Origin of the sequence: Micromonospora sp. NPDC047134 (genome assembly GCF_040643455.1) — a bacterium.
Taxonomy (GTDB): Bacteria; Actinomycetota; Actinomycetes; order Mycobacteriales; family Micromonosporaceae; genus Micromonospora.
In genome coordinates this window covers 396,787-417,870 of record NZ_JBEYUI010000003.1, presented here as the reverse complement: position 1 = coordinate 417,870, position 21,084 = coordinate 396,787, and the positions used below count along the sequence as shown (strand labels likewise).

Genomic DNA, 21,084 nt, shown 5'->3' with positions numbered 1-21,084 from the left:
TCATCCGACAATGCCCGACAATGTCCGTTCACAATCTGAGGTTCCTTCGTAGTTGATGCATCACGAACCGTGATCATGAGTCCGAATAAGGTAGGTTCTGGCGTGTAAAGGTGGCATAAATCGGGCATGGTTCATCCGTCCGTCTAGGGACGTTCGGCCGTTCGGCCCATGTCGGACATCGGGGACTAGCCGGACCATGGGAGACGCGTCGGCCGGCGGGACCCCGGCCGATGTCTATACATGTGGAGGAGTGACCGATGGCATCGCGAACGCACGAACCAGAGCCGCTACTTACACCGGCCGAGGTGGCGTCGATGTTCCGTGTCGACCCGAAGACGGTGACCCGTTGGGCCAAGGCTGGCAAGCTCAGTGCCATCCGGACCCTGGGTGGCCACCGCCGTTACCGGGAGTCGGAGGTCAGAGCGCTGCTACAGGGGCAGATCCCGCAGCAGCGCCAAGGGGACTGACCGGCCGACAGATAACGAAGCTCGCCTGAAGGGCGGCGGATCTGATGATCCGCCGCCCTTCAGCTCGTCTCAGCCATGAAAACCGGGCGTCCTGGGGTCGGGACCTCGACATACGGCCGCCCGGCGGCTGACTGGCCGCTCAGCCGGTTTGCCGGGCTGGTCAGATCGGGTCGGTCAGTCCGAGTCCGTGAGTTCGAGTCGGATGCCGATCGTGCCGCCCTGGCCGCGCCGCAGCCGACTGCCGAGCAGGCTCAGCCGACCCAACACCCGGTACTTCTGCTTGATCAGCCCACGGATGCGCTCCATGGCGCCCGGGTCGTAGAGGGTCGCCATGGCCGGTACGGCCGCGCCGTGTGGCCGACCACGGACGTCGCAGGGCGCCACCGTGACCTCGCCGCTGCGCCGAATCCGTTTCACCTTGCCGGCGTCTGCGGCGGTCCACACCGCCAGGGCGTCACCGTCGCGGACCGCCCAGACCGGGGTCGGCACGGCTCGGCCGTCCTTACGGAAGGTCGTCAGGAGGATGTACTTCTCCGCTGCGAGGCGATCCAAGGTGGTCACCCCCTCAGAGTACGGGCGTCAGCCAGGTATGAGCAGGCCGATAGCGTGGCGGATGTGACGACAGAACCGCGAATCGGTGACGTCTTCGGGGAGCTGCTGCGCGACACGCTGGCCGTGGCGACCGGAGTCGGCCCCCGCCCACTGGCCGGCGGGCGGGTACCCCGCCCGGTCATCGAGATCATCGAGAGGGACGACGGACTGGTCAACGGGGCGCCCGCCGCCCAGTACCTCGAAGAGCCGTCGCAGTGGCAACCCCACGACCACCGGGCGGTGCAGCGGGTACGCGGCGCCACCCTGGACATCGGTGTCGGCGCCGGGCGGATCGCGCTGCTGCTCCAGGAGCGTGGCGTAGCCGTCACCGGGTTGGACGTCTCGCCGGGCGCGCTGGCGGTGTGCCGCCGTCGGGGCGTACGCGATCTGGTGCTCGGCACTGTGGACGAGCATGCCGCCAGCGGGCGGCGGTACGACACCTTCCTGCTGCTCGGCAACAACCTGGGGCTGCTGGAGGGCCGGGAACGGGCCCCGGCCTTCCTCACCGCGCTGGCCGCGATGGCCAACCCGGGGGCGCAGGTGATCGCCCAGGGCACCGATCCCTACGGCACCCGCGATCCGGTGCACACCGGCTACCACGAGGCCAACCGGCGCCGGGACCGCCTCGGCGGGCAACTGCGGCTGCGGCTGCGCTACCGGGAGTTGAGTACCCCCTGGTTCGACTACCTGGTCTGCTCCCCGGCCGAACTGGCCGACCTGGTCCGGGACACCCCGTGGCGACTGGCCGACATCGACGACCGCGACGCCCCGTACTACCTCGCCACCCTGCAACTGCCCGGCTGAGCGGGCGGAATGTTAAGAGGGGACCCCTGCTATACCGGAGGCGTTAACAGGGGGCCCTTCCTTAACAATCAGACCTGGACGGTCGGGGGGAGTTGCTCCGGGGGGAGGCCGCCGTCGCCGTCCACGACCTCGTCGGGCTGGCCGTCCTCGTCGATGTCGACCATCGTGACGTCCACCTTGCCGTCGCCGTCGGTGTCGAACTGGAACAGGTCGGCCTTGCCGTCGCCGTCGGTGTCGACCACCCAGACGTCCGTACGGCCGTCGTTGTTGGTGTCGGCGCGCAGCAGTTCGACACGCTCGTCGCCGCGCGTCTCGACGGTCTCCTGGGCCTCCGTACCGGTCTCCGGTGCCTGGCTCATCAGTTCGTCCCTTCCCTTGGTTGTCAGCGGTCCTACCCGATCTCGGCCGCCCCCACGCACGCGACGATGATCGTGCTGCATAGGGTCGCACCATGACTGAGCGGAGGGTACGGACCAGCTTCGGCGTGGCGGTGATCCCGCGCGCCAACGGCGCGGCGGAGACCGAGGGTCGTCACGGTGCGGTGATCGGCCGATGACGCAGCGATTCGTGGTGGTCGGTGCCGGCACGATGGGTCTGGGCATCGCGTACGTGGCAGCCGGTGCGGGTTACGCCGTGGAACTGGTCGAGGTGGACCGGGACCGGGGTGCAGCGGCCGTCGAACGACTCGGCCAACTGTGGGACCGGGCGGTGCAGCGCGGCAAGTTGACCGCCGAGCAGGCCGCCTCCAGCCGGGCTGCGGTGACCCTGCGGGCCGGGCTGGGCGAGGTCGCCCCCGCCCCGGAGGTGATCGTGGAGGCGGTACCGGAGCGGCTGGAGCTCAAGCGGGCCGTGCTGGCCGAGGCGGAGCGACTGGAGCCGGCCCTGCTGGGCAGCAACACCTCAAGCATCTCCATCGCCGACCTGGCCGCCGGACTGGCCCGACCGGAGCGGTTCTGCGGGTTGCACTTCTTCAACCCGGTCTGGGTCATGGCCCTGCTGGAGATCGTGGTCGGCCCGGCCACCGCCGAGGAGACCACCGAGGCGGCCCGCGCCCTGGCCGGTCGGCTGGGCAAGGACCCCGTCGTCGTACGCGACATGCCCGGCTTCGCCACCTCCCGGCTCGGGGTCACCCTGGGGCTGGAGGCCATCCGGATGCTCGCCGACGAGGTGGCCAGCCCGGCCGACATCGACAAGGCGATGGTGCTCGGCTACCGGCACCCGGTGGGCCCGCTGGAACTGACCGATCTGGTGGGTCTGGACGTGCGCCTGGACATCGCCCGCACCCTTCAGGCCGCCTACGGCGACCGGTTCGCCCCGCCACCGCTGCTGGTGGAGATGGTCGCGGCCGGTCGCCTGGGCAAGAAGTCCGGCCACGGCTTCTACCGCTGGGTCGACGGGGTCCGCAGCGACGGTACCGAGTGGACGGCCCCGGGATCGGATCCCGCGACGGGAGCGGCGCAGTGAGCGGCGGGCTGCGGATCGAGGAGCACCCGGACCGGCTGGTGGTCACCCTGGACCGGCCGGAGAAGCGCAACGCCATCGACGCCGACCTCATCGCGGCCCTGCACGAGGTCTGCGCCGAGTTGGAGGCCCGGCCCCGGATGCTGCTGCTGACCGGTGGCACCGAGGGAATCTTCGCGGGCGGGGCGGACATCGCCCAACTGTGCGAACGGGGTCGGCTGGACGCCCTGGCCGCGATCAATTCGGCCGCCTTCGCCCGCATCCGGGCCCTGCCCATGCCGACCGTCGCGGCCATCGACGGCCCGGCGCTCGGCGGCGGCGCCGAACTGGCGTACGGCTGCGATCTTCGGGTGTGCACGGAGCGGGCGGTGTTCGGCCAGCCTGAGGTGCGGCTGGGCATCCTGGCCGGAGCCGGGGCCACCCACCGCCTGCCGGCGCTGGTCGGTGAGGCCCGGGCCAAGGAACTGCTGTTCACCGGGCGGCGGGTGGACGCCGCGGAGGCGCTGCGGATCGGCCTGGTCAACCGGGTGGTGGCGACCCCGGAGGAGCTGTTGCCGGCCGCCCACGAGCTGATCGACGAGATGGCCAAGGGTTCCGCGCTGGCGCTTCGGTTGACCAAGCTGGCCGTCGACGCCCCGCCGGCCGCGCACCCGCACCTGGACCTGGTCAGTCAGGCGGTGCTCTTCGAGGACGAGGAGAAGCGTCGCCGGATGACGGAGTTCCTGGACCGTCGACGCGCACGCTGAGACAACCGGAAAGGTCCGCACCCGACCAGATCGGGTGCGGACCTTTCCGTACTGTCGTCAGGCCGGTGCGGCCAGCTTTTAGCGGTCCAGGGCCGCCAGGGGTACCTCCGCGTCCGCGAGTGCCCGGATGACCGCGGCGGACTCACCGAACCCGATGATCAGGACGGCGTCGGCACCGAAATCCTTGATCTCCTTGGCGCCCTGGCTGAAGTCGATCGGGGCGGCGTCGGCCTCCTCGCCGGGTTGGTAGTTGAGCAGCTTCACCTTGTCGCCGCCGAACCCGGCCCGTTCCAGCTCACCCTGGACGGTCTTCTGGAGGCCCTCACCGTAGGAGTCCTTGCGGGCCACGATCGCGATTTTGTGCGGGCCGTCCCGGAGGATCACGTCCGCCAGGGCCCGTCCCTGCAACCCGTCCGGCGGAGCGGTACGGAAGTAGAGCCCTCGGTCGTCCACCTCGGTCAGGCTGGCCGCCGTGTTCGAGGGAGAGAACAGGATCCGGCCCGCCTTGACCACGTCCTCCAGGATGGCTGCGGAGATCCCGGAGCCGCCGGCACCGATCATCACGTGGACCCCGGCCCTGACGTGCCGGGCCACGGTCTCCTTGGCGATCGCCGGGTTGGTGCCGTCGTCGCCGTCGACCCAGACCACCTCCTCGCCGAGCACCCCACCGGCCGCGTTGATCTCCTGGATCGCCAGTGCCGCACCAGCGGCCAGGGGCGGGTACGCGATCGCCAGGTCACCGCTCTTGGGCAGCAACCCGCCGAAGACCAGTGGTGCGCCGCTGGGCTGGGCGGCGCCGCGCGGCGGCCGCTTGTCACTGGCGGCGGACTCGTCACCGGCGCCGACGAACTCCGTCTTGGCGTCGTTGAGCTGCTGCCCGTCGAAGTGTTGGGTGGCGTAGCTGGCGGTCGCCGGCTCACCGGCCTCGGTGAACCCGGCCCGGGTGATCGAGACGCTGCGGTACTCGATGTCCTCACCGTCGCGGATCAACTGGAGGCACTGGTCCACCGCCCCGCAGCGGGTGCCGTGGTTGGTGACCCCGACGATCTGCTTGGCGATGGCCGCCGGGTCGGTGGTGCCGGCGAGTTCCGCGGCGAGCGCGCTGATCACCACCGCGTCGTACGACTCCGCGGCATAGAGGAAACCGTCCAGGCTCGGATCCACGGACAGTAGCCGCTTCTTGAAGTTCTCCGGCAGCGGTGTGAGCGGGATGGTGCCCTTCATACCGTCGACCAGGTTGGCGCGATCTCCCAACTCCTCCGCGTACGAGTTCGACATGTTGCCGTCGGTGCCGTAGAGGCGCACCTGTTGGGCGGTCGTATCTTCGCGCTCATCGTTCCCGCAGGCGCTGGTGGCGAGCAGGACCGTGGCGCAGACCGCCAGAACAGCGCTCCGCGTGCCGCGTGACATGTGCATTGTCGTCCTTCCTCCGCGAAGGTCCGCTGCGCAGACTAACGTGCCGCGAGGGGCGACGGGACCGTGGAGGGCCGTCTATCCGCAGGTCGCCTCCCGTATGTGCGGAGAGTGACACAGGCGGGTTCCTTGACCGGAGCACTTACTGTGCGGTGCGTGACCGACTCGCCACAGCAGACCCTTGCCGACGCCACCGCGATCCTCAGCTCGGCGCTCGACGGAGACTCCGACGCCGTGGTGGGGACCTTCGACGCGGTCGTCGACCGGGACGGCCTGACCGGTGCGTACGACGTGGCCTGGTGTCTGGCCGCGACCATGGTCGGCGACCCGGTGCCCCCGGGAGCCTGCGCCCTGGACTTCCCCGGCATCGACCAGGCCGAGTACGACGCCCGGTGGGTGGCCCGCTTCGTCAGCGCGTACGCCAACTCCGACCTGGAGACGGGACGGGCGCTGTTCGGTGCGGCGGCGGCCGACGGACTCCTGCCGGACTGCCTGCTGACCCTGGCCGGGTCGACCATCGCCACCCTGCGGCACCGATCCACCTGACCCGCTCACCCGGCGGGTGTCTCATACGCCCGGACCATACCGGCTGCTGCCCGACTGCACAGCTTGCCTGGAGGCCCAGGTCACCCACCGGCCGGTTGTGCGGGTCTGCGGGCCAGCAGGCAGGCCTGCGGTCGGGTGAGCCCTTCCACCGGCTCCTGCACCAGGCGTGCGGTGACCACCAGACCGGCGTCGTGCAGCAGGCCCGCGACGGTGTCCGGCGACAGCAGGTGGGTGCGGTAGGACACCGGGTGGCCGTACGCCTGCTCGGGACGCAGCTCCTCGTCGCCGACATGGAACCCGACCAGTAGGCTCCCGCCGTGGGCCAGAGCGCGATGGAATCCGGTCCCGGATGGCGCTCAGGTAGGCGGGCTCGACCATGCCGGTGACCGTAGCGGGATATTGACCCGTAGCTGAATGATGGGCGGCGTGACCCTCTCCGACCCGGACCCGCTGTGGATCCTCCGCCTGGTGATCGTGATTTTCGGTCTCGCCCTGCTGGCCTTCGGTGTCCGGGTCGCCGTATCGCGCCGGTTTCCGGTGGCCTGGGTGCGGATCACCCGGCTGAACGCTGCCGGGCAGTCGCAGCCGGTTCGCATGGGCGGGTTTCAGGCGCTGCTCGGTGGCGGCCTGCTGGTCCAGCAGGTGCCCTTCTTCATCCCGATGCCCTCGGCGGCGGCAAGAGCGCTGTTCGCGGTGGCCCTGCTTCTCGCCGTGGCCGCGATGGGTTGGTGTCTCTGGCGACAGGACTAGCTGCCCTGTGGCCAATGCAACAGGCTGCCGAAGGCAACAGGCCCCACAAACGCAAACGCGCCGACCGGCGTTTCCGCTGGTCGGCGTTTTGCTAGCCCGGCGAAAGGCTATGTGGCCAGGGGCGGGGTCGAACCGCCGACCTTCCGATTTTCAGTCGGACGCTCGTACCAACTGAGCTACCTGGCCGTGGTGCTCGGGTCATGTTACCCGGTTGGCGGGAGCGCCACCGAACGGGTCACCTGTCCCGATACGCAGAACGCCGCGCGAATGGCGCGGCGTCAGCGCTTGCGGTCCTGACGGGACTTGAACCCGCGACCTCCGCCTTGACAGGGCGGCGAGCACTCCAACTGCTCCACAGGACCTAGCTAGTGTTGCATCCGGCCGAAGCCGGACCGTGCCCCCAACGGGATTCGAACCCGTGCTACCGCCTTGAAAGGGCGGCGTCCTGGGCCGCTAGACGATGAGGGCGGCCCCGCCATCATTGCACATTCGCAACTCTGTGCGGACTTGCTCCCATCCGGCCCCGCCGGAGGCTTGGAAAGCATACGTGATGTCTGACCGGACGACCAAACCGGTATGCCTCCAGCCGCAGAAGCTCCCGAAACCGCAGGTCAGCGGGGTGCTAGCGGAGTCGGGTGATCCCGTGGTCGCGCTTGAGGGCGGCGATCACCTTGGGGCAGGCGGCCAGGGTGGCGGCCCGATTGCCGCCTCCGTCGTGCAGCAGGACCACCGAGCCGGGCCGGGCGGCCCGCTGCACCCGCTTCTGGATGGTGGCGGCGGTGGGTCGGGTCCAGTCCTGGGGGTCGACCGACCAGTGCAGGGATCGCATGTCCAACTGCTTGGCCACCTTGACCACCTCGGCGGTCCAGCGGCCGCCGGGCTGCCGGTAGTACGGCACCTTCGCGTCGGCCACCGCGCGCCGGATCTCCCGGTTCGTCCGGGTCAGGTCGGCCCGGATCTCGGCGACCGGCCGCCGGGCCAGGTCCAGGTCGTGGTTCCAGCTGTGGTTGCAGAGCTGGTGCCCCTCCCGGACGATCCGCCGGACCAGCTCGGGATGTTTGCGGACCTGGGTACCCACCACGCAGAAGGTGGCCTTGACCTTGGCGGCCTGCAGCAGGTCCAGCACCTTCGGGGTCCAGGCCGGGTCCGGGCCGTCGTCGAAGGTGAGCGCCACCTTCGTACCGCCGGTGGTGCGCACCAGGCCGGCGGGCAGCTTGGCGGGCAGGGGCCGCAACCTGGGCTTGGGGGAGGCGGTGGGGCTGGGGGCCGCCGCCTCCGGCGGCAGGGCGGCCGAGGGTGGCGGGCTGGTGGGGGCCGGGGTGGGCTCGGAGGGACCCGGGCCGCAGCCGGCCAGCAGCAGGAGGGTCAGCCCGGTCAGGCAGGTGAGCAGCACACGAGGATGCATCGTTCGCTCCCGAGAGGGGTTCGGGTATGCAAGCCTCGAACGCTAGTTCACCCCTTTTCGGCGGATAGCGGCGGGTAGGGGAGGTGGGCGCGGGCTCAGGAGGCGGCCGGTCGGCCCAGCGAGTCGCGTACGGAGATCGCCAGCTCGACCGCCTCGGCCAGATCGCCGGGGTGCACCACCCCGGCGGGCAGGGTGTCGACCCGCCAACCCGGCCCGGCGGCGAGCACCAGCATGGGCCGGCGGGGCGCACTCAGCAGCGCGTTGAGCTGGGTCGGGTCGGCGGTGGCCCGGATGTGTGACCAGATCATCACCGCGGCCGGCCCGGTCCGCTCGACCGCGTCCAGCAGGGCCGTCAGCGGCACCCGGGCGCCGAGCATCCGATGGTTGACCCCGACCTCGGCCAGCGCCGCTGCCAGCGCCTCCAGGGGCAGGCTGTGCTGCTCCTCGTCGGCACAGGCGAGCAGGATGCGGGGCGGTTGCCCGGCCGGAGCGGGACAGGCCGCCACGACCGCCGCGAAGGCGGTCGACACGCACCGGGAGATCAAATGCTCCACCTCGACCAGGGCGGCCGTGGCGGCGTGCCGCTCCCCGATGCCGACCAGCACCGGGCGGAGCAGGTGGTCCCAGGTGTCGACCACCCCGTCGGTGGCGATCGCCCGGGTGATGGTCTGGCTGATCGCCTCGGCGTCCAGTCGCATCGCGGCTCGGGCCAGGCCACGGGCCACCGGACCGGCCCGGTGCACCGGGATGGTGGCCCCGCCACCGGCTCGGGCCTTCGTCGACCCCACCGGGCGCGGCGTCCGGACGGACCCCGGCTCCGGGGCCTGCCGGGCCCAGCGGGCCGCCTCCGCCGGGCTGACTCCGTCCGCGGTGAGTCGCCGCATGACCTCCAGCCGGGCCAGGTCGGCCGTGGTGTAGCGCCGGTGGTGCCCGGGGACGTGTTGGCTAGGCCCCAGACCGTACCGCTGGTGCCAGGTGCGCAGGGTGGTGACTGCGATACCCAACCGTCGGGCTACCGCCCCGGCGCTCAGCGCCTCATCGACCACCCGACCGCTCCGACGCGTCGCTGGCCGGCAACTGGGCCGGGCCCGACGGGCGCAGGAGTCGGTCCAGCACCCCGCCCAGCCACGGGGCGTACGCCTCGGGGGCCTCGATCAGTTCAGCGGAGAGGGCCACCGGATCCGCCCAGCGGAGTTCGGCGACCTCGGCGGGCTGCGGGTGCAGGGGCGCTTCCGGCTCGAACTCGCCGCGCAGGACGTGGTCGTACTCGACCTCGACCCGTCCGGTGGCCGGATCCTCGGCACGGTAGATGTGCACCCCGACCTCGGTCAGCGGGACCGGCCCGACCCCCAACTCCTCCGCCAGCCGCCGGTTGGCCGCCTCGGCCAGGGACTCACCCGGCTGGGGATGGCCGCAGCAGGCGTTGGCCCAGCGCAGTGGAAACCGGGTCTTCACCGCGGCTCGACGTTGCAGCAGGACCCGACCGTCCGGTGCCACCAGCAGCACGGAGAAGGCACGATGCAGCCGGCCGGGGGGCTGGTGGGCCGTAGCGACCGTGGTCGAGCCGATGGGCTGACCGGTCTCGTCCACCAACTCGACCAGATGACTCTCCCGGGACGGGGACATCAGTGCATACCTCTGTTCGCGACTTCGGGGTTCGGCTGCGCTGTACCGTACGACCTCACCGGTCGGCCCCGGTGATCCGGCCTGCGGCGAGTTTGCCGGAGATGAGCACCATCGGGACGCCGACCCCGGGTTGGGTGCCGGAACCGACGAACACCACGTTGGGCAGTGACCGGTGCAGGTTCGCCGGCCGGAAGGGGCCGGTCTGGAACAGGCTGTGCGAGGCGGCGAAGGGAGTGCCCGCAGCCATGCCCTGTTCCGCCCACTCCGCCGGAGTGATCGCCTGGAGCACCTCTACCCCGGCGCCGAAGCCGACATAGCCGCGTTCCTCGAGGGTGGCGATCAGTTGGTCGGTGTAGCGGGCGGTGAGGTCGCCGCGCCAGTCGAAGGGGGCCCGGTCGAGGTTGGGCACCGGGGCCAGCACGTAGTAGGTGTGCCGACCGGCCGGGGCCACCGCCGGATCGGTCCGGCTCGGGTTGGTGACCAGCAGGGAGGGGTCGGTCATCAGCTCCCCCCGCCGGATCACCTCGTCGAAGGTGCCCTTCCAGGCCCGGCCGAAGTGGATGTTGTGGTGGGCGATCCGCCCGTACCCCTGGGTCGAGCCGACATGCAGCACCACGCAGGAGGGCGAGTAGGCCAACCGGCGCTGGCGGGCCGGCGGGAGCAGGTCACGGTAGGCCACCGGCAGGTCGGGGTTGAGCACCACCGCGTCCGCCGGCACGAACTCGCCGTCGGCGGTCAGCACCCCGGTGGCCCGGCCGTTCGCGGTCTCCACCCGGGTCACCGTGGTGCCGTACCGGATGCGTACGCCGTGTTTCTCCGCCGCCCCGGCCAGGGCCCGGGAGACCGCGTGGACCCCGCCGCGGGGGAAGTAGACCCCCGCGACCGAGTCGAGGTACGCGATCACGGCGTAGATGGCCAGGGCGTCGTGCGGCGACAGCCCGGCGTACATCGCCTGGAAGGAGAAGATGCGTCGGGTGCGCGGGTCGCGGAAGAACTGGTCGATCTTGGTTTGCAGCCGCCGGAAGGCCCCGGTGGCCATCAGCTTGAGCAGGTTGGCGGTGAGCAGGTCGGTCGGCGCGTCGAAGTTGCGCTCGATGAAGTCGGCCCGCTCCAGCCGCCACAGGTTGCGGGCGAAGTCGACGAACCGCAGGTAGCCGTCGGCCTCACGGGGCCCGCAGACCCGGGAGATCTCCGCCGCCATCCGGGCCGTGTCGGTGATCACGTCCAGGGTCGACCCGTCCGGGTAGTAGGCCCGATAGGCCGGATCCAGGGGGACCAGGTCGAGCCAGTCGCTCAACTCCTCCCCGACCGCCCCGAGAGCCTCCGCGATCAGGTCGGGCATGGTCAGCACGGTCGGCCCGGTGTCGAACTCGTACCCGTCGACACTGAGTCGGCCCGCCCGACCACCCGGCAGCGGCTCGCGTTCCAGCAGGGTGACCTGCCGCCCGCTGCCGGCCAGGTGCAGGGCGCAGGCCAGGCCGCCCAGGCCGGCTCCGACCACGACCACCCGATCCGTACGCCCGGCGACCGTGCGCGCCGACGATCTCCTGCTGGCCATCATGCCCTCCGGTCGGTGGCTGCGCTGGCCAGGGCGAACAGCGCGGTGCGGGCGGTCTCGTCGATGGTGACCGTGGCCAGCGCGGCCACCGCCTCCTGGACCCGTTCGTCGATCATCCGCTCGATCCGGCCGACCGCCCCGGTGTCGAGCACGATCTCGGCCAGGCGGGCCACCTCCGGCTCGGTGGAAACCGAGCCGCTGCCCTCCAGGGCTCGGCGCTGGGCCGGTGAGGCCAGCTCGCGGGCCAGCATCAGCAGGGCGGTCGGTTTGCCGGTGCGCAGGTCGTCACCGGCGGGTTTGCCGGTGGTACGCGGATCGCCGTAGACCCCGAGCAGGTCGTCGCGGAGTTGGAAGGCCTCTCCGACCGCCAGCCCGTAGCGGGTGTACGCGGCGGCCAGTGGGGCGTCGTCGTGGACCCCGGCCAGGCTGGCCCCGAACAGCAGGGGACGCTGGACGGTGTAGCTGGCGGTCTTGTATCGGGCCACCCGCAGGGCCCGGTCGACCGACCAGTTCTGCGGATCGCTCTCACCGAGGACGTCGAGGTACTGCCCGGCGATGGTCTCCACCCGCATCCGGTCGTAACCGCGGCGTACCTGAAGCAGGCGCTCCGGGGCCAGCCCGGAGCGGGCCAGCAACTCATCGGCCCAGACCAGGCAGAGGTCCCCGATCAGCACCGCGACGGCCTCGCCGAACCGGCCGGAGTCGCCGCTGCGGCCGGCTGCGGCGTGTTGGGCGGCCACCGCCACGTGGGCGGTGGGACGCCCTCGTCGGGTGGCGGAGTGGTCCATCACGTCGTCGTGGACCAGGGCGAAGGCGTGCAGAAGCTCCAGGGTGGCCAGTGCGGGCAGCACGGTGTCCAGCGGCTCGGCATCGCCGACCGCGCCACGCCATCCCCAGTAGCCGAAGATCGGGCGGACTCGTTTACCACCAGCGAGAACGCAGTCACGGGCCGTGGCGGCGAAGCCGCCCATCGCCGGATCGATCGCGGCCAACGCCGCTACTTCGGCGTCGAGGAAACCGGCGAGGGTCTGCTCCACCGAGAGGACGAGATCCCGGGTGTACGCGGCCAGGACGGCCGGAATCGGTTCGTCTCCACCGACCGGCTGTTCAGGCAACACGCGAAGGAGGTTACCCGTTAGTCGGTCGTTGGCCATGCGGCTGAGCGTACCCTAGGGTCTCTAGTTGCGTCGATTGGTGCGTCGATTCCTGGGAGGGCGAATGGATCTGGACCTCGCCACCGCTTACGGTCGGTGCCGTGACCTGCACAGACAGCACGGACGCACGTACTATCTCGCTACCCGGCTGCTGCCCGCATGGAAACGCCGACATGTTCATGCCCTTTATGGATTCACCCGGTACGCCGACGAGATCGTCGATCAGACGGAGGCGCTGCCGCCGGCCGAGCGGGCGGCCCTGCTGGACGACTGGGGTGGGCGGTTCGTGGCCGGGCTGCACGGCGAGCCGGTCGACGACCCGTTACTGCCGGCGGTGCTGCACACCATCGCCGTCTTCGACCTGGATCGGGAGGATTTCGCCTCGTTCCTCAAGAGCATGGCGATGGACCTGACGGTCACCTCCTACCGCACCTATGACCACCTGCTGGACTACATGGAGGGATCGGCCGCGGTCATCGGCACGATGATGCTGCCGATCCTGGGCAGCCCCTCCCTGGCGGCGGCCCGGGAGCCGGCTCGTCAGCTCGGCTTCGCCTTCCAGCTCACCAACTTCATCCGGGACGTGGCCGAGGACCTGGACCGGGGCCGGACCTACCTGCCGGAGGAGGACCTGGCGAAGTTCGGGGTGACCCGCGACGATCTGCTGGCCTGCCGGGCCGCCGGTCGGACCACCGAGCCGGTGCGTGAGTTGATCCGGTACGAGGTCACCCGGGCCCAGGCCCACTACGCCGCCGCCGCCCCCGGGGTGCTCATGCTGGAGCCCGGCTCGCAGTCCTGCATCCGCACCGCGTACCTGCTCTACGGGGGCATCCTGGACGAGGTGGCCGCGCAGGATTACGACGTGTTCGTCCGGCGGGCCACCGTCGGGCAGCGACGCCGGATGTCCGTGGCGGCTCGGGCCCTGCTCACCCGGACCGGCGCCCCGGTGGCCCTGCCGGGGCCTCCGGCGCCCTGATCGGGGCCGGTGGGTCGTAGCCGTTTCGCCGGGATGGCGGGGTCGGCGGCGGGTTGATTCCGCCGTTTCGGGGTGACGGAGTCGAGCAGCCCGACCCGCAGGGGTGGGATCGGGTGGTCGGGCTGGCGGTCTAGCCTGTCGCAGTGTCGAGAAGCTCTGAGTCCAGCGGCGGGTTCTCCGGAACGCTTCGGGCGATCCTGGGTTCGGTGACGGCGCTGGCGGTCGCCGCAGGTGCCATCTACGTGTTCGGACCCTGGTCCTCCGAGGAGCCCGCGCCGATCGGCACACCCCGTCCGATCGCCGCCGCGGAGAAGGTCTCCGGTCGCACGATCTCGGTGATCGGCTCCGGCGACATCCTCGTACACCCGGAGTTGTGGGATCAGGCCCGCCGGGACGGTGCCGGCGGCCTGGACTTCGGGCCGATGCTGGAGCACGTACGCGAGACGGTCTCCGCAGCCGACCTGGCCCTGTGTCACCTGGAGACCCCGGTGGCCCCGCCGGGTGGGCCGTACATCGGCTTTCCCAAGTTCAGCGTGCCCCGAGAGATCGTGCAGGGCATCAAGGCCGCCGGGTACGACGGCTGCTCGACCGCCTCGAACCACACCATCGACCAGGGGATGGAGGGGGTCAAGCGCACTCTGGACGCCCTCGATGAGGTCGGCCTCGGTCACACCGGCAGCTACCGGACCAAGCGGGGAGCCGGTGCCGCCAAGATCTACGAGGTCAAGGGTGTCAAGGTCGGGCACCTCAGCTACACCAAGAGCTACAACGGTCTGCGTCCGCCCGCCGGCAAGGAGTGGGTGTCGAATCTGATCGACCCGCAGGCCATCCGGCGCGAGGCCGCGGCGGCCCGGCAGTCCGGCGCGGAGATCGTCGTGGTCAGCCTGCACTGGGGCACCGAGTACGAGCACGAGCCCGACGTCGACCAGCAGACCTGGGCGCGCGCGGTCGCCGAGATCGACGATGTGGACCTGGTCTTCGGGCACCACGCGCATGTGGTGCAGCCGGTCGAGCGGATCGGGGACACCTGGATCGTCTACGGCATGGGCAACCACATCGCCCGGCATGCCCAGCCCGTGAACACCAACCGGGACGGGGTGATGATCCGAGCGGTGTTCGGCCCGGCGGGCGATACGAACCGGTGGAAGGTGGTGGCCATTGAGGCCATTCCCACCTTCGTTGATCTTAATCCGGATATCCGTTTGGTTGATCTTGGGCGGAAACTGGCCGATCCTGCCCTGCCCCCGGGGCGGCGCACGATCTACGAGGCGGCGGTCGACCGGATCGAGGGCAGCTTGTTGACCAGGGGTGCCGACACCGAAGGGCTGGTCGTCCGGGGGGCGCGACCGGGGTCCTGACCGTAAATACCGGACCCTCGGTGAACGTGAGCCTTGCTAGCATCTGCCCGGCCTGGCGTCCCTGCCTGGCATTGAGCTGGGCGGACAGGTCTTCATGGCAGCCTGGCCACCCCCGGAAGGTTGTCCTCAGGTGCGAAGCGGTTCGGCCCAAGGTGCGCCACAGCAGCCGATAGGCGGTTCGGTCAACGACCAGGCGCAACTGGTGGCATGGCGACGCCGTGCTCTGGAACAGCAGTTGCCGGCGGCGGCCTTCCCGGCGGGGACCAACGCCCCCTCCCTGGTCTACCTCCTGGCGACGATGTTCGTCGTCGTCGCGGCCGTCCTCGGCTTCGCGGTGAACGCCCAGCACGGCGCGCTGCCGGCCGTGGTCGACTCGCAGCGGGACATCGTCGCCAAGCTGGCCTCCAGCATCCGGCTGGACGCCACCGCCCGACGCGATGAACTGACCCGGATGGTGCAGAACCGCGGCGAGAGCACCGACGCCGAGCTGCTGAACCGCCTGATCAGCGGAGGACGCAACATCAGCGGGGCGTTGATCATGGACGCCGGGACCCGGCAGGTGATCACGGCCAAGGGCACGGAGCTGCCACTTGAGCTGCTGCCCGCGGAACTGCCGATCGGCTCCACCCTGGCGGTGACCAACGCCGACGGACCCCTCATGGTGTACGGGATCGCGCTGGACGAGACCCGGGTCGTCCTGGCCACCCAGCCGCTCACCATGCGGAACCTGCGACTCAACCCGGACGCCGGACACGGCATCCACGCCCTGACCCCGGACGGCACGATCAGCCTGATGCAGGGGGCCAACGCGGTCGAGGCGGCCCACCTGCCGACGATCTTCGAAGGGCTGGTCGAGGCCGGCTCCCGGCAGAGCCGACAGGTCGTCGTCAAGGAATGGTCGGACCGACGACTGCTGATCTCCTCCGCCCCGGTGGGCAGCTCCGGCCTGGTGATCGTCTCCCTGCTCACCACCGAGGTGAGCACCGGAACCTCGGTGCGCAAGGGCCTGCTGCTGGGACTCAGCCTGCTGGCCGTCGGCCTGCTCAGCTTCTGGATCATGCGCAGGTCGCTGTTCCTGCCCGTACGGGTGCTGCTCAGCCAGGCCAAGGCGGACGCCTGCGGGGCCATCACCGCCCGGCGGCCGAAGCTGCGCATCCGGGAGGCCCACCGGATCGCCCGCGCCCTGGCCCTGACCTCCGGTGAGCAGTTCCCCACCGACCGGCGCTGGCGCCCGACCGTGCTCCAGGGCCTCAGCGTCGCCCTCGTCATCGCCCTGCTCTGGCCGGCGGCGGTCGTCGCGCTCGGACTGCGGGCTCCGGACCCGACCGTTCCGGTGCAACTCATGCGCGACGAGGAGAACCGTGCCGAGGAGGCCAGCAGCGCGCTGGGCAACCTCCTCGACGGTGGACTGGTCACGGTCTCACGGACCTCGTACGGCTTCAACGTGCAGGACCTGGAGCAGGCCGGCAGGCGACTCGACCGGGAACTCGACACCGACGACCGGTTGCGGGCCCTCTACCTGGTGGATCGGGACGGCACAGTGCTGGCCAGCGCGGGCCGCCGTCCGCTGCGTACGGTCGAGCCACTGCCCGGCGAGATCGGCATCCACCTGGACCGGACGGTGCAGCGCCTACCCGTCGTGTACGCCTACAACCAGATGGCCGACGGCTACTCGATCGTCGGCGAGTTCGACCCGGACCGGCTGCTGGGCCTGGTGCGCCGGGTCAGCGGGCGTACCTATGTGGTCGACGCCGAGTTGCGTACCGTGCTGGATTCCGAGGGCTTCCAGGCCTTCCAACCCTTGCAGGGTGACCTGGTCCGGGAGGCCGCCGTGGAGGCCCTGCCGGGCGGGACGGTCGGCCGGTCACGTACCGCCGAGGGGGAGCCCGCCCTGGTCGCCGCCGCCGGCCTGTCCGCGCCCGGGACGGTGGCCCACCTGGAGTGGGCGGTCGTGATCGAGCAGGACACCTCCGGGCTGCGGCTGCCGGAACTGGTCGAGCAGCGCTGGACCCTGCTGATGGCCGGAGCAGCCGTCGGGGTCGTGCTGCTGACCCATGTATGGCAGCTCTACATCTTCGTCCGGCCCCTGCGTCGGTTGGCGAATGTCGCCGACCGGATGAGCGAGGGCAACGTCGAGCTGCCGGTGCCGCCGCAACGGCACGACGACATCGGTGCGATCGCGATGTGTCTGGAGATCTGCCGCCAGGTCCGGCACACCGGCTCGGCGCGATTCGGCGGGGCCCTGCGGCTGCGGGGCGCCGGGGCCGACCGCACCACCGTCCTGCCGAGGGTGCGTTCGGCGGCGGGCACCGGTCGGGGGACGAAGGGCTGACATGTTCTACCTGTACACCGTCTACAGCTTGTGCTGTCTCGCCCTGGTCGTGGCGGGAGTGATCGAGCAGCGCAACCACTACCGCAACCTGAACACCATCCCGCACCGGGTGCTGGTCAACGGCATTCGGGGCAAGAGTTCCATCACCCGGCTGTGCGCCGGTGCCCTGCGCGGGGGGAACAAGGTAGTGGTGGCCAAGACCACCGGCACCGCGGCCCGGTTCATCTTCCCGGACGCCAGCGAGGAGCCGGTGCACCGCAAGTTCGGCATCGCCAACGTGGTGGAGCAGATCGGCATCGTCCGGCGGGCGGCCGTCTACCACCCGGACGCCCTGGTCATCGAGTGCATGGCGGTCATGCCGGCGCTTCAGGAGATCAACCAGAGCAAGTTGATCCGGTCGAACATCGGGGTGCTGTGCAACGTCCGCGAGGATCACCTGGCCGAGATGGGGCCCACCCTCGACGACGTGGCCCGGTCGTTGAGTCGTTCCATGCCGGAGGGTGGCATCTGCATCACCGCCGAGAAGGACCGGCTGGCCATCCTGGAACAGGAGGCCGCCAAGCGGAACTGCCGACTGATCTCGGTCGACCCGGAGTCGGTGACCGATCAGGAGATGGCCGGCTTCGGCTGGATCACCTTCAAGGAGAACGTGGCGATCGCCCTGGCCGTCGCCGCGGAACTGGGAGTGGACCGGCGCAGCGCCCTGGCCGGGATGTGGGCGGCACCCCCCGACCCCGGGGTGCTCTCCGTGGCCCGGGTGCTCCACCAGGACAAGCGGGTGCGCTTCGCGAACATCTTCGCCGCGAACGACCCCGAGTCGACCTTCATGAACATCCAGCAGTTGGAGCAGCAGCAGTTGATCAACCGGCCGTTGACCATGGTGATCAACTGTCGTCCGGACCGGGTGGAACGCAACGGGCAGATGGGCACCCTGGCCGGTCGCGTACAGCCCCAGCGGATCGTGCTGATCGGCGAGATGACCCGCAGCGCCCGGGTCAACGTGCCGGCGGACCTTCAGGGCCGGGTGGTCGACCTGGGCGGAAAGCTGCCCCCCGAACGGCTGCTCGCCGAGGTGATGGCCGCCACCGCCCCGGACGGCTCGGTGATCGCGGTCGGCAACATCCACGGCCAGGGTGAGGTGCTGCTGCACGAGTTGGCCGCCCTGCCGAGTTGGGAGCCGCGCGGCCGTGACCGCGCCGAATCGATGTTGCGTACGCCGAGCACGCCCGGGTTCGACGTGGACGCCGAGACCGTTTTCCTGGGAGGGATCCGGCGATGATTTTCGGGGGAGAGCTGAGTGCTCAGCTCGCGACCGCCTGCCTGGGCATCGGCCTGGTCTTCGCGTTGCTGTGTTACCTGACCACCAACCTGTCCCCGGGCGGAATGATCACGCCCGGCTGGATCGCGTTGGCGCTGATCGAGGACCCGCTCCAGGCCGGGGTGATCGTGGTGATGACCGTGGTCACCTACGGCCTGACCCGGCTGATGCAGCGCATGGTGATCCTCTACGGCAAGCGACTGTTCGCCGCGATCGTGCTGCTCAGCGTTTTCCTGCAGATGACGCTGTTCATCATCGTCCAACGCGATCTACCGTTGCTCTTCGCCCACCAGACCCTGGGCTTCGTCGCGCCGGGACTGATCGCCTACCAGCTCGTCCGGCAGCCGCCGAAGGCCACCGTGCTGGCCACCATCATGGTCACCGCCATCACCTACGGGGTCGCGGTGAGCGGCGTCGTGGCCGGCTTCGTGCCGGTCACCTGAGCACCGATCGAAGAGGTAACGGGGAATGAACTACCGGACCTACTCGCGCAGCCAGGCGGCGCTGATGGTGATCGCCGCCTTCACCCTGCTGGTCGGCGGCGGCACCTTCACCTATGTGGCCGTCCGGCACTCCATCCCGGCCCCGCTCGAACTGAGCCTGGGTCCGCAGGCCGCACAGGCCGCCACCCCGGCGGCTACCAGCGGGCTGCGCTACATCCGGATGACCGCCCCGGACCGGACCCAGGTGCTCGACGACAAAGGCAAGACCATCGCGATCATGACCGACGGTTCCCGTACGGTCCATCTGATCGGCAAGAAGCGGACCTTCGCCGAGCCTCGGTTCACCAAGGCCAAGCTGCACACCGAGTTCTGGGTACGGCTGGCCCCCCGCCAATGGCGGGCCGGGGCGGAGGAGGAGAAGTGGTTCATCGACTGGTTCGCCAAGGCGCGTAAGGACCGGTCGGCGGACATCCTCGCCTTGGCGATGGAGTACACCTACCTGGGTCAGCCCAAGCGGGACCGGCAGGGGCGGCAGTACTCCGGGGACGCCGCCTTCGGCCCGCTGTCGGACATCGACCCGGACGGCCGGGCGGAGAACTCCGACTTCTACGACTACCTGGGGATCTCGTGGAGCTTCCCGGACAAGGAGGAGCGGCCCAATCCGTCGCACTTCCTCAGCCTGGACTGCTCGGGCTTCGTCCGGATGGTGTACGGCTACCGGGCCGGCTACCCCCTGCTCGGCACCAACAACGCCGGTCCCGGCCTGCCCCGCCGGGCCACCGCGATGGCCTCGGTCGGACCGGGCACCCAGCTGATGCCGAACACCGGCAAGCGGGCCCGCGAGCTGGACCGTCTGCTCCCGGGCGACATGCTCTTCTTCAACGCCGGCCCGATCCAGGGCGCGAACATCGAGCACATGGGCATCTACCTCGGTGTCGACGACCGTGGTCACCACCGCTTCATCTCCAGCCGTACCACCGCCAACGGGCCCACCATGGGTGACCTGGGCGGCGAGTCCATCCTCGACGGCACCGGCTACTGGGCGCTGCGGTTCCGGACCGCCCGCCGAGTGTGAGCCTCGCGGCGGCTCGTCGGGGTCAGTCCTCGGCGAGCCGCTCCGCCAGCGCCGCCACCACCCGGTCGCCGGTGGCCGAGTCGCTGCGGATCGACCAGTTCAACTCCAGGTGGACGAAGCCCCTCCCGGCCTCGGCGGCGGCGCGCCCCTGCTCGTTGGTGCGTCCCTCCAGTTGACCGCAGCGGCGTACCCAGGACCGGCAGGTGCGCAGACCAAGCTCGGAGAGGCTGTCGGCGATCCGGCGGGCCAGCCGGTTCGTCGGTGCCGAACCGGTAGACACGACGACGTCCGAAGAGGGCAGATTGCGGTCGGCGAAGCCGTGCAGCTGGATCTCGTCCAGGCCGGCCTCGGCGAAGGTCACGGCCAGACTGTGGAACAGGGAACGGTTGTTGTGGGCCACGTCGGCGGCGCCGGCAGCGGCCTGCCGGTGGGCACCGGCGACCAGCAGCACACTGCCGGGGAGCCGGCGGTGCAACGCCAGTCCGATCTTCTCGGTGTTGATGTCGAACCCGGGGTGCGGCACCTCGATCACCGTGCGGGGGGTGGCGGACCGGTCGACCAGTACCGCCCCCCAGGTCCGGCTGTCGGAACCCCCGGCAAGGTAGCTGCTGCACTCCCGACCGGTAGCCGAATCGACCCCGTGCCGAGCCTGGAACCCCAGGTCGGCGAAGAGCCGGTCGGCCTCCGCCGACTTGTCGCCTCCTGCCGTCTTGTCGCCCCCGGCCACCAGCGCCCGAGCCGCCCGCGCAGCCGTACGCCGTTCCGCCGAATCCGGATCACGGTACGGCTCGTTCGCCGACAACGACCCGGTCAACTCGTCAACAAGCCCCGCCAGATTCAACTCGGTGGCAGCTGATGAAGGGCCCGGACCACACCCCCCGCCGAGCAGCCCGACCGCCGTGGCCGCAGCCAACACCGTCCGTCGCCTAGCCCCCACGCCCCCCGCCTGTTCCCCCACCCGAAGCAGGCTAACCCACCCACCCCCACCCCGCCCCTCCCCGCCGATCTTGCACTTTCTGCCTCGACAAATCCGCCTGGAAGGGGTGTATCGGCGACCGAAA

At 70.4% G+C, this 21,084-nt stretch carries 22 protein-coding genes and 3 tRNA genes; 12 read left to right on the top strand and 13 right to left on the bottom strand.

What is annotated here, in order from left to right:
- Positions 1–257: 257 nt before the first annotated feature.
- A complete protein-coding gene (locus ABZ795_RS07155; RefSeq protein WP_007073996.1) occupies positions 258–467 on the top strand; it encodes a BldC family transcriptional regulator in 210 nt (69 codons plus the stop codon).
- Between the two features lie 174 nt (positions 468–641).
- Here ABZ795_RS07155 and ABZ795_RS07150 read toward each other — a convergent pair whose 3' ends face one another.
- On the bottom strand, positions 642–1,028 hold the full coding sequence (locus ABZ795_RS07150) for a PPOX class F420-dependent oxidoreductase (RefSeq protein WP_357529609.1): 387 nt from the start codon (positions 1,026–1,028) through the stop codon (positions 642–644).
- Positions 1,029–1,082: 54 nt separating this feature from the next.
- On the opposite strand from ABZ795_RS07150, the gene ABZ795_RS07145 reads away from it, so the two are divergent.
- A complete protein-coding gene (locus ABZ795_RS07145) occupies positions 1,083–1,862 on the top strand; it encodes a methyltransferase domain-containing protein (RefSeq protein WP_357529607.1) in 780 nt (259 codons plus the stop codon).
- 68 nt (positions 1,863–1,930) lie between these two features.
- Here ABZ795_RS07145 and ABZ795_RS07140 read toward each other — a convergent pair whose 3' ends face one another.
- On the bottom strand, positions 1,931–2,221 hold the full coding sequence (locus ABZ795_RS07140) for a hypothetical protein (protein ID WP_013730883.1): 291 nt from the start codon (positions 2,219–2,221) through the stop codon (positions 1,931–1,933).
- Between the two features lie 193 nt (positions 2,222–2,414).
- On the opposite strand from ABZ795_RS07140, the gene ABZ795_RS07135 reads away from it, so the two are divergent.
- Complete coding sequence (locus tag ABZ795_RS07135) at positions 2,415–3,326, top strand: 3-hydroxyacyl-CoA dehydrogenase family protein (protein WP_357529605.1); 912 nt, start codon at positions 2,415–2,417, stop codon at positions 3,324–3,326.
- Positions 3,323–4,069: an enoyl-CoA hydratase/isomerase family protein gene (locus ABZ795_RS07130; RefSeq protein ID WP_357529603.1), complete on the top strand. Its 747-nt coding sequence runs from the start codon at positions 3,323–3,325 to the stop codon at positions 4,067–4,069. Before ABZ795_RS07135 ends, ABZ795_RS07130 begins: the two co-directional genes overlap by 4 nt.
- Before the next feature lie 78 nt (positions 4,070–4,147).
- On the opposite strand, the gene ABZ795_RS07125 is transcribed toward ABZ795_RS07130, so the two are convergent.
- Entirely contained in the window at positions 4,148–5,485 is a 1,338-nt protein-coding gene (locus tag ABZ795_RS07125) for an ABC transporter substrate-binding protein (protein ID WP_357529601.1), read from the bottom strand.
- Between the two features lie 153 nt (positions 5,486–5,638).
- On the opposite strand from ABZ795_RS07125, the gene ABZ795_RS07120 reads away from it, so the two are divergent.
- Positions 5,639–6,028, top strand: a complete 390-nt coding sequence (locus tag ABZ795_RS07120; RefSeq protein WP_327023344.1) for a hypothetical protein — start codon at positions 5,639–5,641, stop codon at positions 6,026–6,028.
- Positions 6,029–6,108: 80 nt separating this feature from the next.
- Here the strand turns inward: ABZ795_RS07120 and ABZ795_RS07115 are convergent, their stop codons facing one another.
- On the bottom strand, positions 6,109–6,273 hold the full coding sequence (locus ABZ795_RS07115) for a hypothetical protein (protein ID WP_357529599.1): 165 nt from the start codon (positions 6,271–6,273) through the stop codon (positions 6,109–6,111).
- A 181-nt stretch (positions 6,274–6,454) separates the two neighbouring features.
- Between ABZ795_RS07115 and ABZ795_RS07110 the strand changes: the two genes are divergently transcribed.
- Entirely contained in the window at positions 6,455–6,778 is a 324-nt protein-coding gene (locus tag ABZ795_RS07110) for a hypothetical protein (RefSeq protein WP_357529597.1), read from the top strand.
- Between the two features lie 112 nt (positions 6,779–6,890).
- On the opposite strand, the gene ABZ795_RS07105 is transcribed toward ABZ795_RS07110, so the two are convergent.
- The 8 genes from ABZ795_RS07105 to ABZ795_RS07070 all read right to left on the bottom strand — a co-directional run bounded on the left by ABZ795_RS07105 (position 6,891) and on the right by ABZ795_RS07070 (position 12,521).
- Positions 6,891–6,964: transfer RNA gene (locus ABZ795_RS07105), tRNA-Phe, on the bottom strand.
- A 102-nt stretch (positions 6,965–7,066) separates the two neighbouring features.
- A tRNA-Asp gene (locus ABZ795_RS07100) sits at positions 7,067–7,140 on the bottom strand.
- A 33-nt stretch (positions 7,141–7,173) separates the two neighbouring features.
- Positions 7,174–7,246 (bottom strand) — tRNA-Glu (locus ABZ795_RS07095).
- Between the two features lie 154 nt (positions 7,247–7,400).
- A complete protein-coding gene (locus ABZ795_RS07090; protein ID WP_357529596.1) occupies positions 7,401–8,183 on the bottom strand; it encodes a polysaccharide deacetylase family protein in 783 nt (260 codons plus the stop codon).
- 95 nt (positions 8,184–8,278) lie between these two features.
- Entirely contained in the window at positions 8,279–9,229 is a 951-nt protein-coding gene (locus tag ABZ795_RS07085) for a MerR family transcriptional regulator (protein WP_357529594.1), read from the bottom strand.
- A complete protein-coding gene (idi, locus tag ABZ795_RS07080) occupies positions 9,219–9,809 on the bottom strand; it encodes an isopentenyl-diphosphate Delta-isomerase (protein WP_357529592.1) in 591 nt (196 codons plus the stop codon). The genes ABZ795_RS07085 and idi overlap by 11 nt, the downstream gene beginning before the upstream one ends.
- A 55-nt stretch (positions 9,810–9,864) precedes the next feature.
- Positions 9,865–11,370, bottom strand: a complete 1,506-nt coding sequence (gene crtI, locus ABZ795_RS07075; protein WP_357529590.1) for a phytoene desaturase family protein — start codon at positions 11,368–11,370, stop codon at positions 9,865–9,867.
- A complete protein-coding gene (locus tag ABZ795_RS07070) occupies positions 11,367–12,521 on the bottom strand; it encodes a polyprenyl synthetase family protein (protein WP_357529588.1) in 1,155 nt (384 codons plus the stop codon). Before ABZ795_RS07070 ends, crtI begins: the two co-directional genes overlap by 4 nt.
- Positions 12,522–12,585: 64 nt before the next feature.
- Here ABZ795_RS07070 and ABZ795_RS07065 point away from each other — a divergent pair, with 64 nt between their 5' ends.
- From ABZ795_RS07065 to ABZ795_RS07040, 6 genes are all read left to right on the top strand, one after another.
- Positions 12,586–13,497 carry a phytoene/squalene synthase family protein gene (locus tag ABZ795_RS07065; protein ID WP_357529586.1) on the top strand — a complete coding sequence of 304 codons (912 nt, stop codon included), beginning with the start codon at positions 12,586–12,588 and terminating at the stop codon, positions 13,495–13,497.
- A gap of 143 nt (positions 13,498–13,640) precedes the next feature.
- The gene (locus tag ABZ795_RS07060; protein WP_357529584.1) at positions 13,641–14,855 is read left to right on the top strand and encodes a CapA family protein; all 1,215 of its coding nucleotides are present in this window, start codon (positions 13,641–13,643) and stop codon (positions 14,853–14,855) included.
- A gap of 130 nt (positions 14,856–14,985) precedes the next feature.
- Positions 14,986–17,187, top strand: coding sequence for a HAMP domain-containing protein (locus tag ABZ795_RS07055; RefSeq protein ID WP_357529582.1), 2,202 nt, complete (start codon positions 14,986–14,988; stop codon positions 17,185–17,187).
- A 1-nt stretch (position 17,188) separates the two neighbouring features.
- On the top strand, positions 17,189–18,466 hold the full coding sequence (gene pgsB / locus ABZ795_RS07050) for a poly-gamma-glutamate synthase PgsB (RefSeq protein ID WP_357529580.1): 1,278 nt from the start codon (positions 17,189–17,191) through the stop codon (positions 18,464–18,466).
- Positions 18,463–18,948 (top strand): poly-gamma-glutamate biosynthesis protein PgsC/CapC, encoded by a 486-nt coding sequence (locus ABZ795_RS07045; protein WP_327023332.1) that lies wholly within the window; start codon positions 18,463–18,465, stop codon positions 18,946–18,948. The genes pgsB and ABZ795_RS07045 overlap by 4 nt, the downstream gene beginning before the upstream one ends.
- Before the next feature lie 25 nt (positions 18,949–18,973).
- Positions 18,974–20,023, top strand: a complete 1,050-nt coding sequence (locus ABZ795_RS07040) for an NlpC/P60 family protein (protein WP_357529578.1) — start codon at positions 18,974–18,976, stop codon at positions 20,021–20,023.
- 22 nt (positions 20,024–20,045) lie between these two features.
- Here ABZ795_RS07040 and ABZ795_RS07035 read toward each other — a convergent pair whose 3' ends face one another.
- A complete protein-coding gene (locus ABZ795_RS07035; RefSeq protein WP_357529576.1) occupies positions 20,046–20,981 on the bottom strand; it encodes a hypothetical protein in 936 nt (311 codons plus the stop codon).
- Between the last annotated feature and the right edge of the window lie 103 nt (positions 20,982–21,084).

Excerpts from the sequence above, each read along its gene's own strand:
- ABZ795_RS07155 (WP_007073996.1), top strand. The coding sequence starts at position 258 with ATGGCATCGCGAACGCACGAACCAGAGCCGCTACTTACACCGGCCGAG.
- idi (WP_357529592.1), bottom strand. The coding sequence starts at position 9,809 with ATGTCCCCGTCCCGGGAGAGTCATCTGGTCGAGTTGGTGGACGAGACC.
- ABZ795_RS07135 (WP_357529605.1), top strand. The coding sequence starts at position 2,415 with ATGACGCAGCGATTCGTGGTGGTCGGTGCCGGCACGATGGGTCTGGGC.
- ABZ795_RS07065 (WP_357529586.1), top strand. The coding sequence starts at position 12,586 with ATGGATCTGGACCTCGCCACCGCTTACGGTCGGTGCCGTGACCTGCAC.
- ABZ795_RS07040 (WP_357529578.1), top strand. The coding sequence starts at position 18,974 with ATGAACTACCGGACCTACTCGCGCAGCCAGGCGGCGCTGATGGTGATC.
- ABZ795_RS07045 (WP_327023332.1), top strand. The coding sequence starts at position 18,463 with ATGATTTTCGGGGGAGAGCTGAGTGCTCAGCTCGCGACCGCCTGCCTG.
- pgsB (WP_357529580.1), top strand. The coding sequence starts at position 17,189 with ATGTTCTACCTGTACACCGTCTACAGCTTGTGCTGTCTCGCCCTGGTC.
- crtI (WP_357529590.1), bottom strand. The coding sequence starts at position 11,370 with ATGATGGCCAGCAGGAGATCGTCGGCGCGCACGGTCGCCGGGCGTACG.
- ABZ795_RS07125 (WP_357529601.1), bottom strand. The coding sequence starts at position 5,485 with ATGCACATGTCACGCGGCACGCGGAGCGCTGTTCTGGCGGTCTGCGCC.
- ABZ795_RS07140 (WP_013730883.1), bottom strand. The coding sequence starts at position 2,221 with ATGAGCCAGGCACCGGAGACCGGTACGGAGGCCCAGGAGACCGTCGAG.
- ABZ795_RS07090 (WP_357529596.1), bottom strand. The coding sequence starts at position 8,183 with ATGCATCCTCGTGTGCTGCTCACCTGCCTGACCGGGCTGACCCTCCTG.
- ABZ795_RS07070 (WP_357529588.1), bottom strand. The coding sequence starts at position 12,521 with ATGGCCAACGACCGACTAACGGGTAACCTCCTTCGCGTGTTGCCTGAA.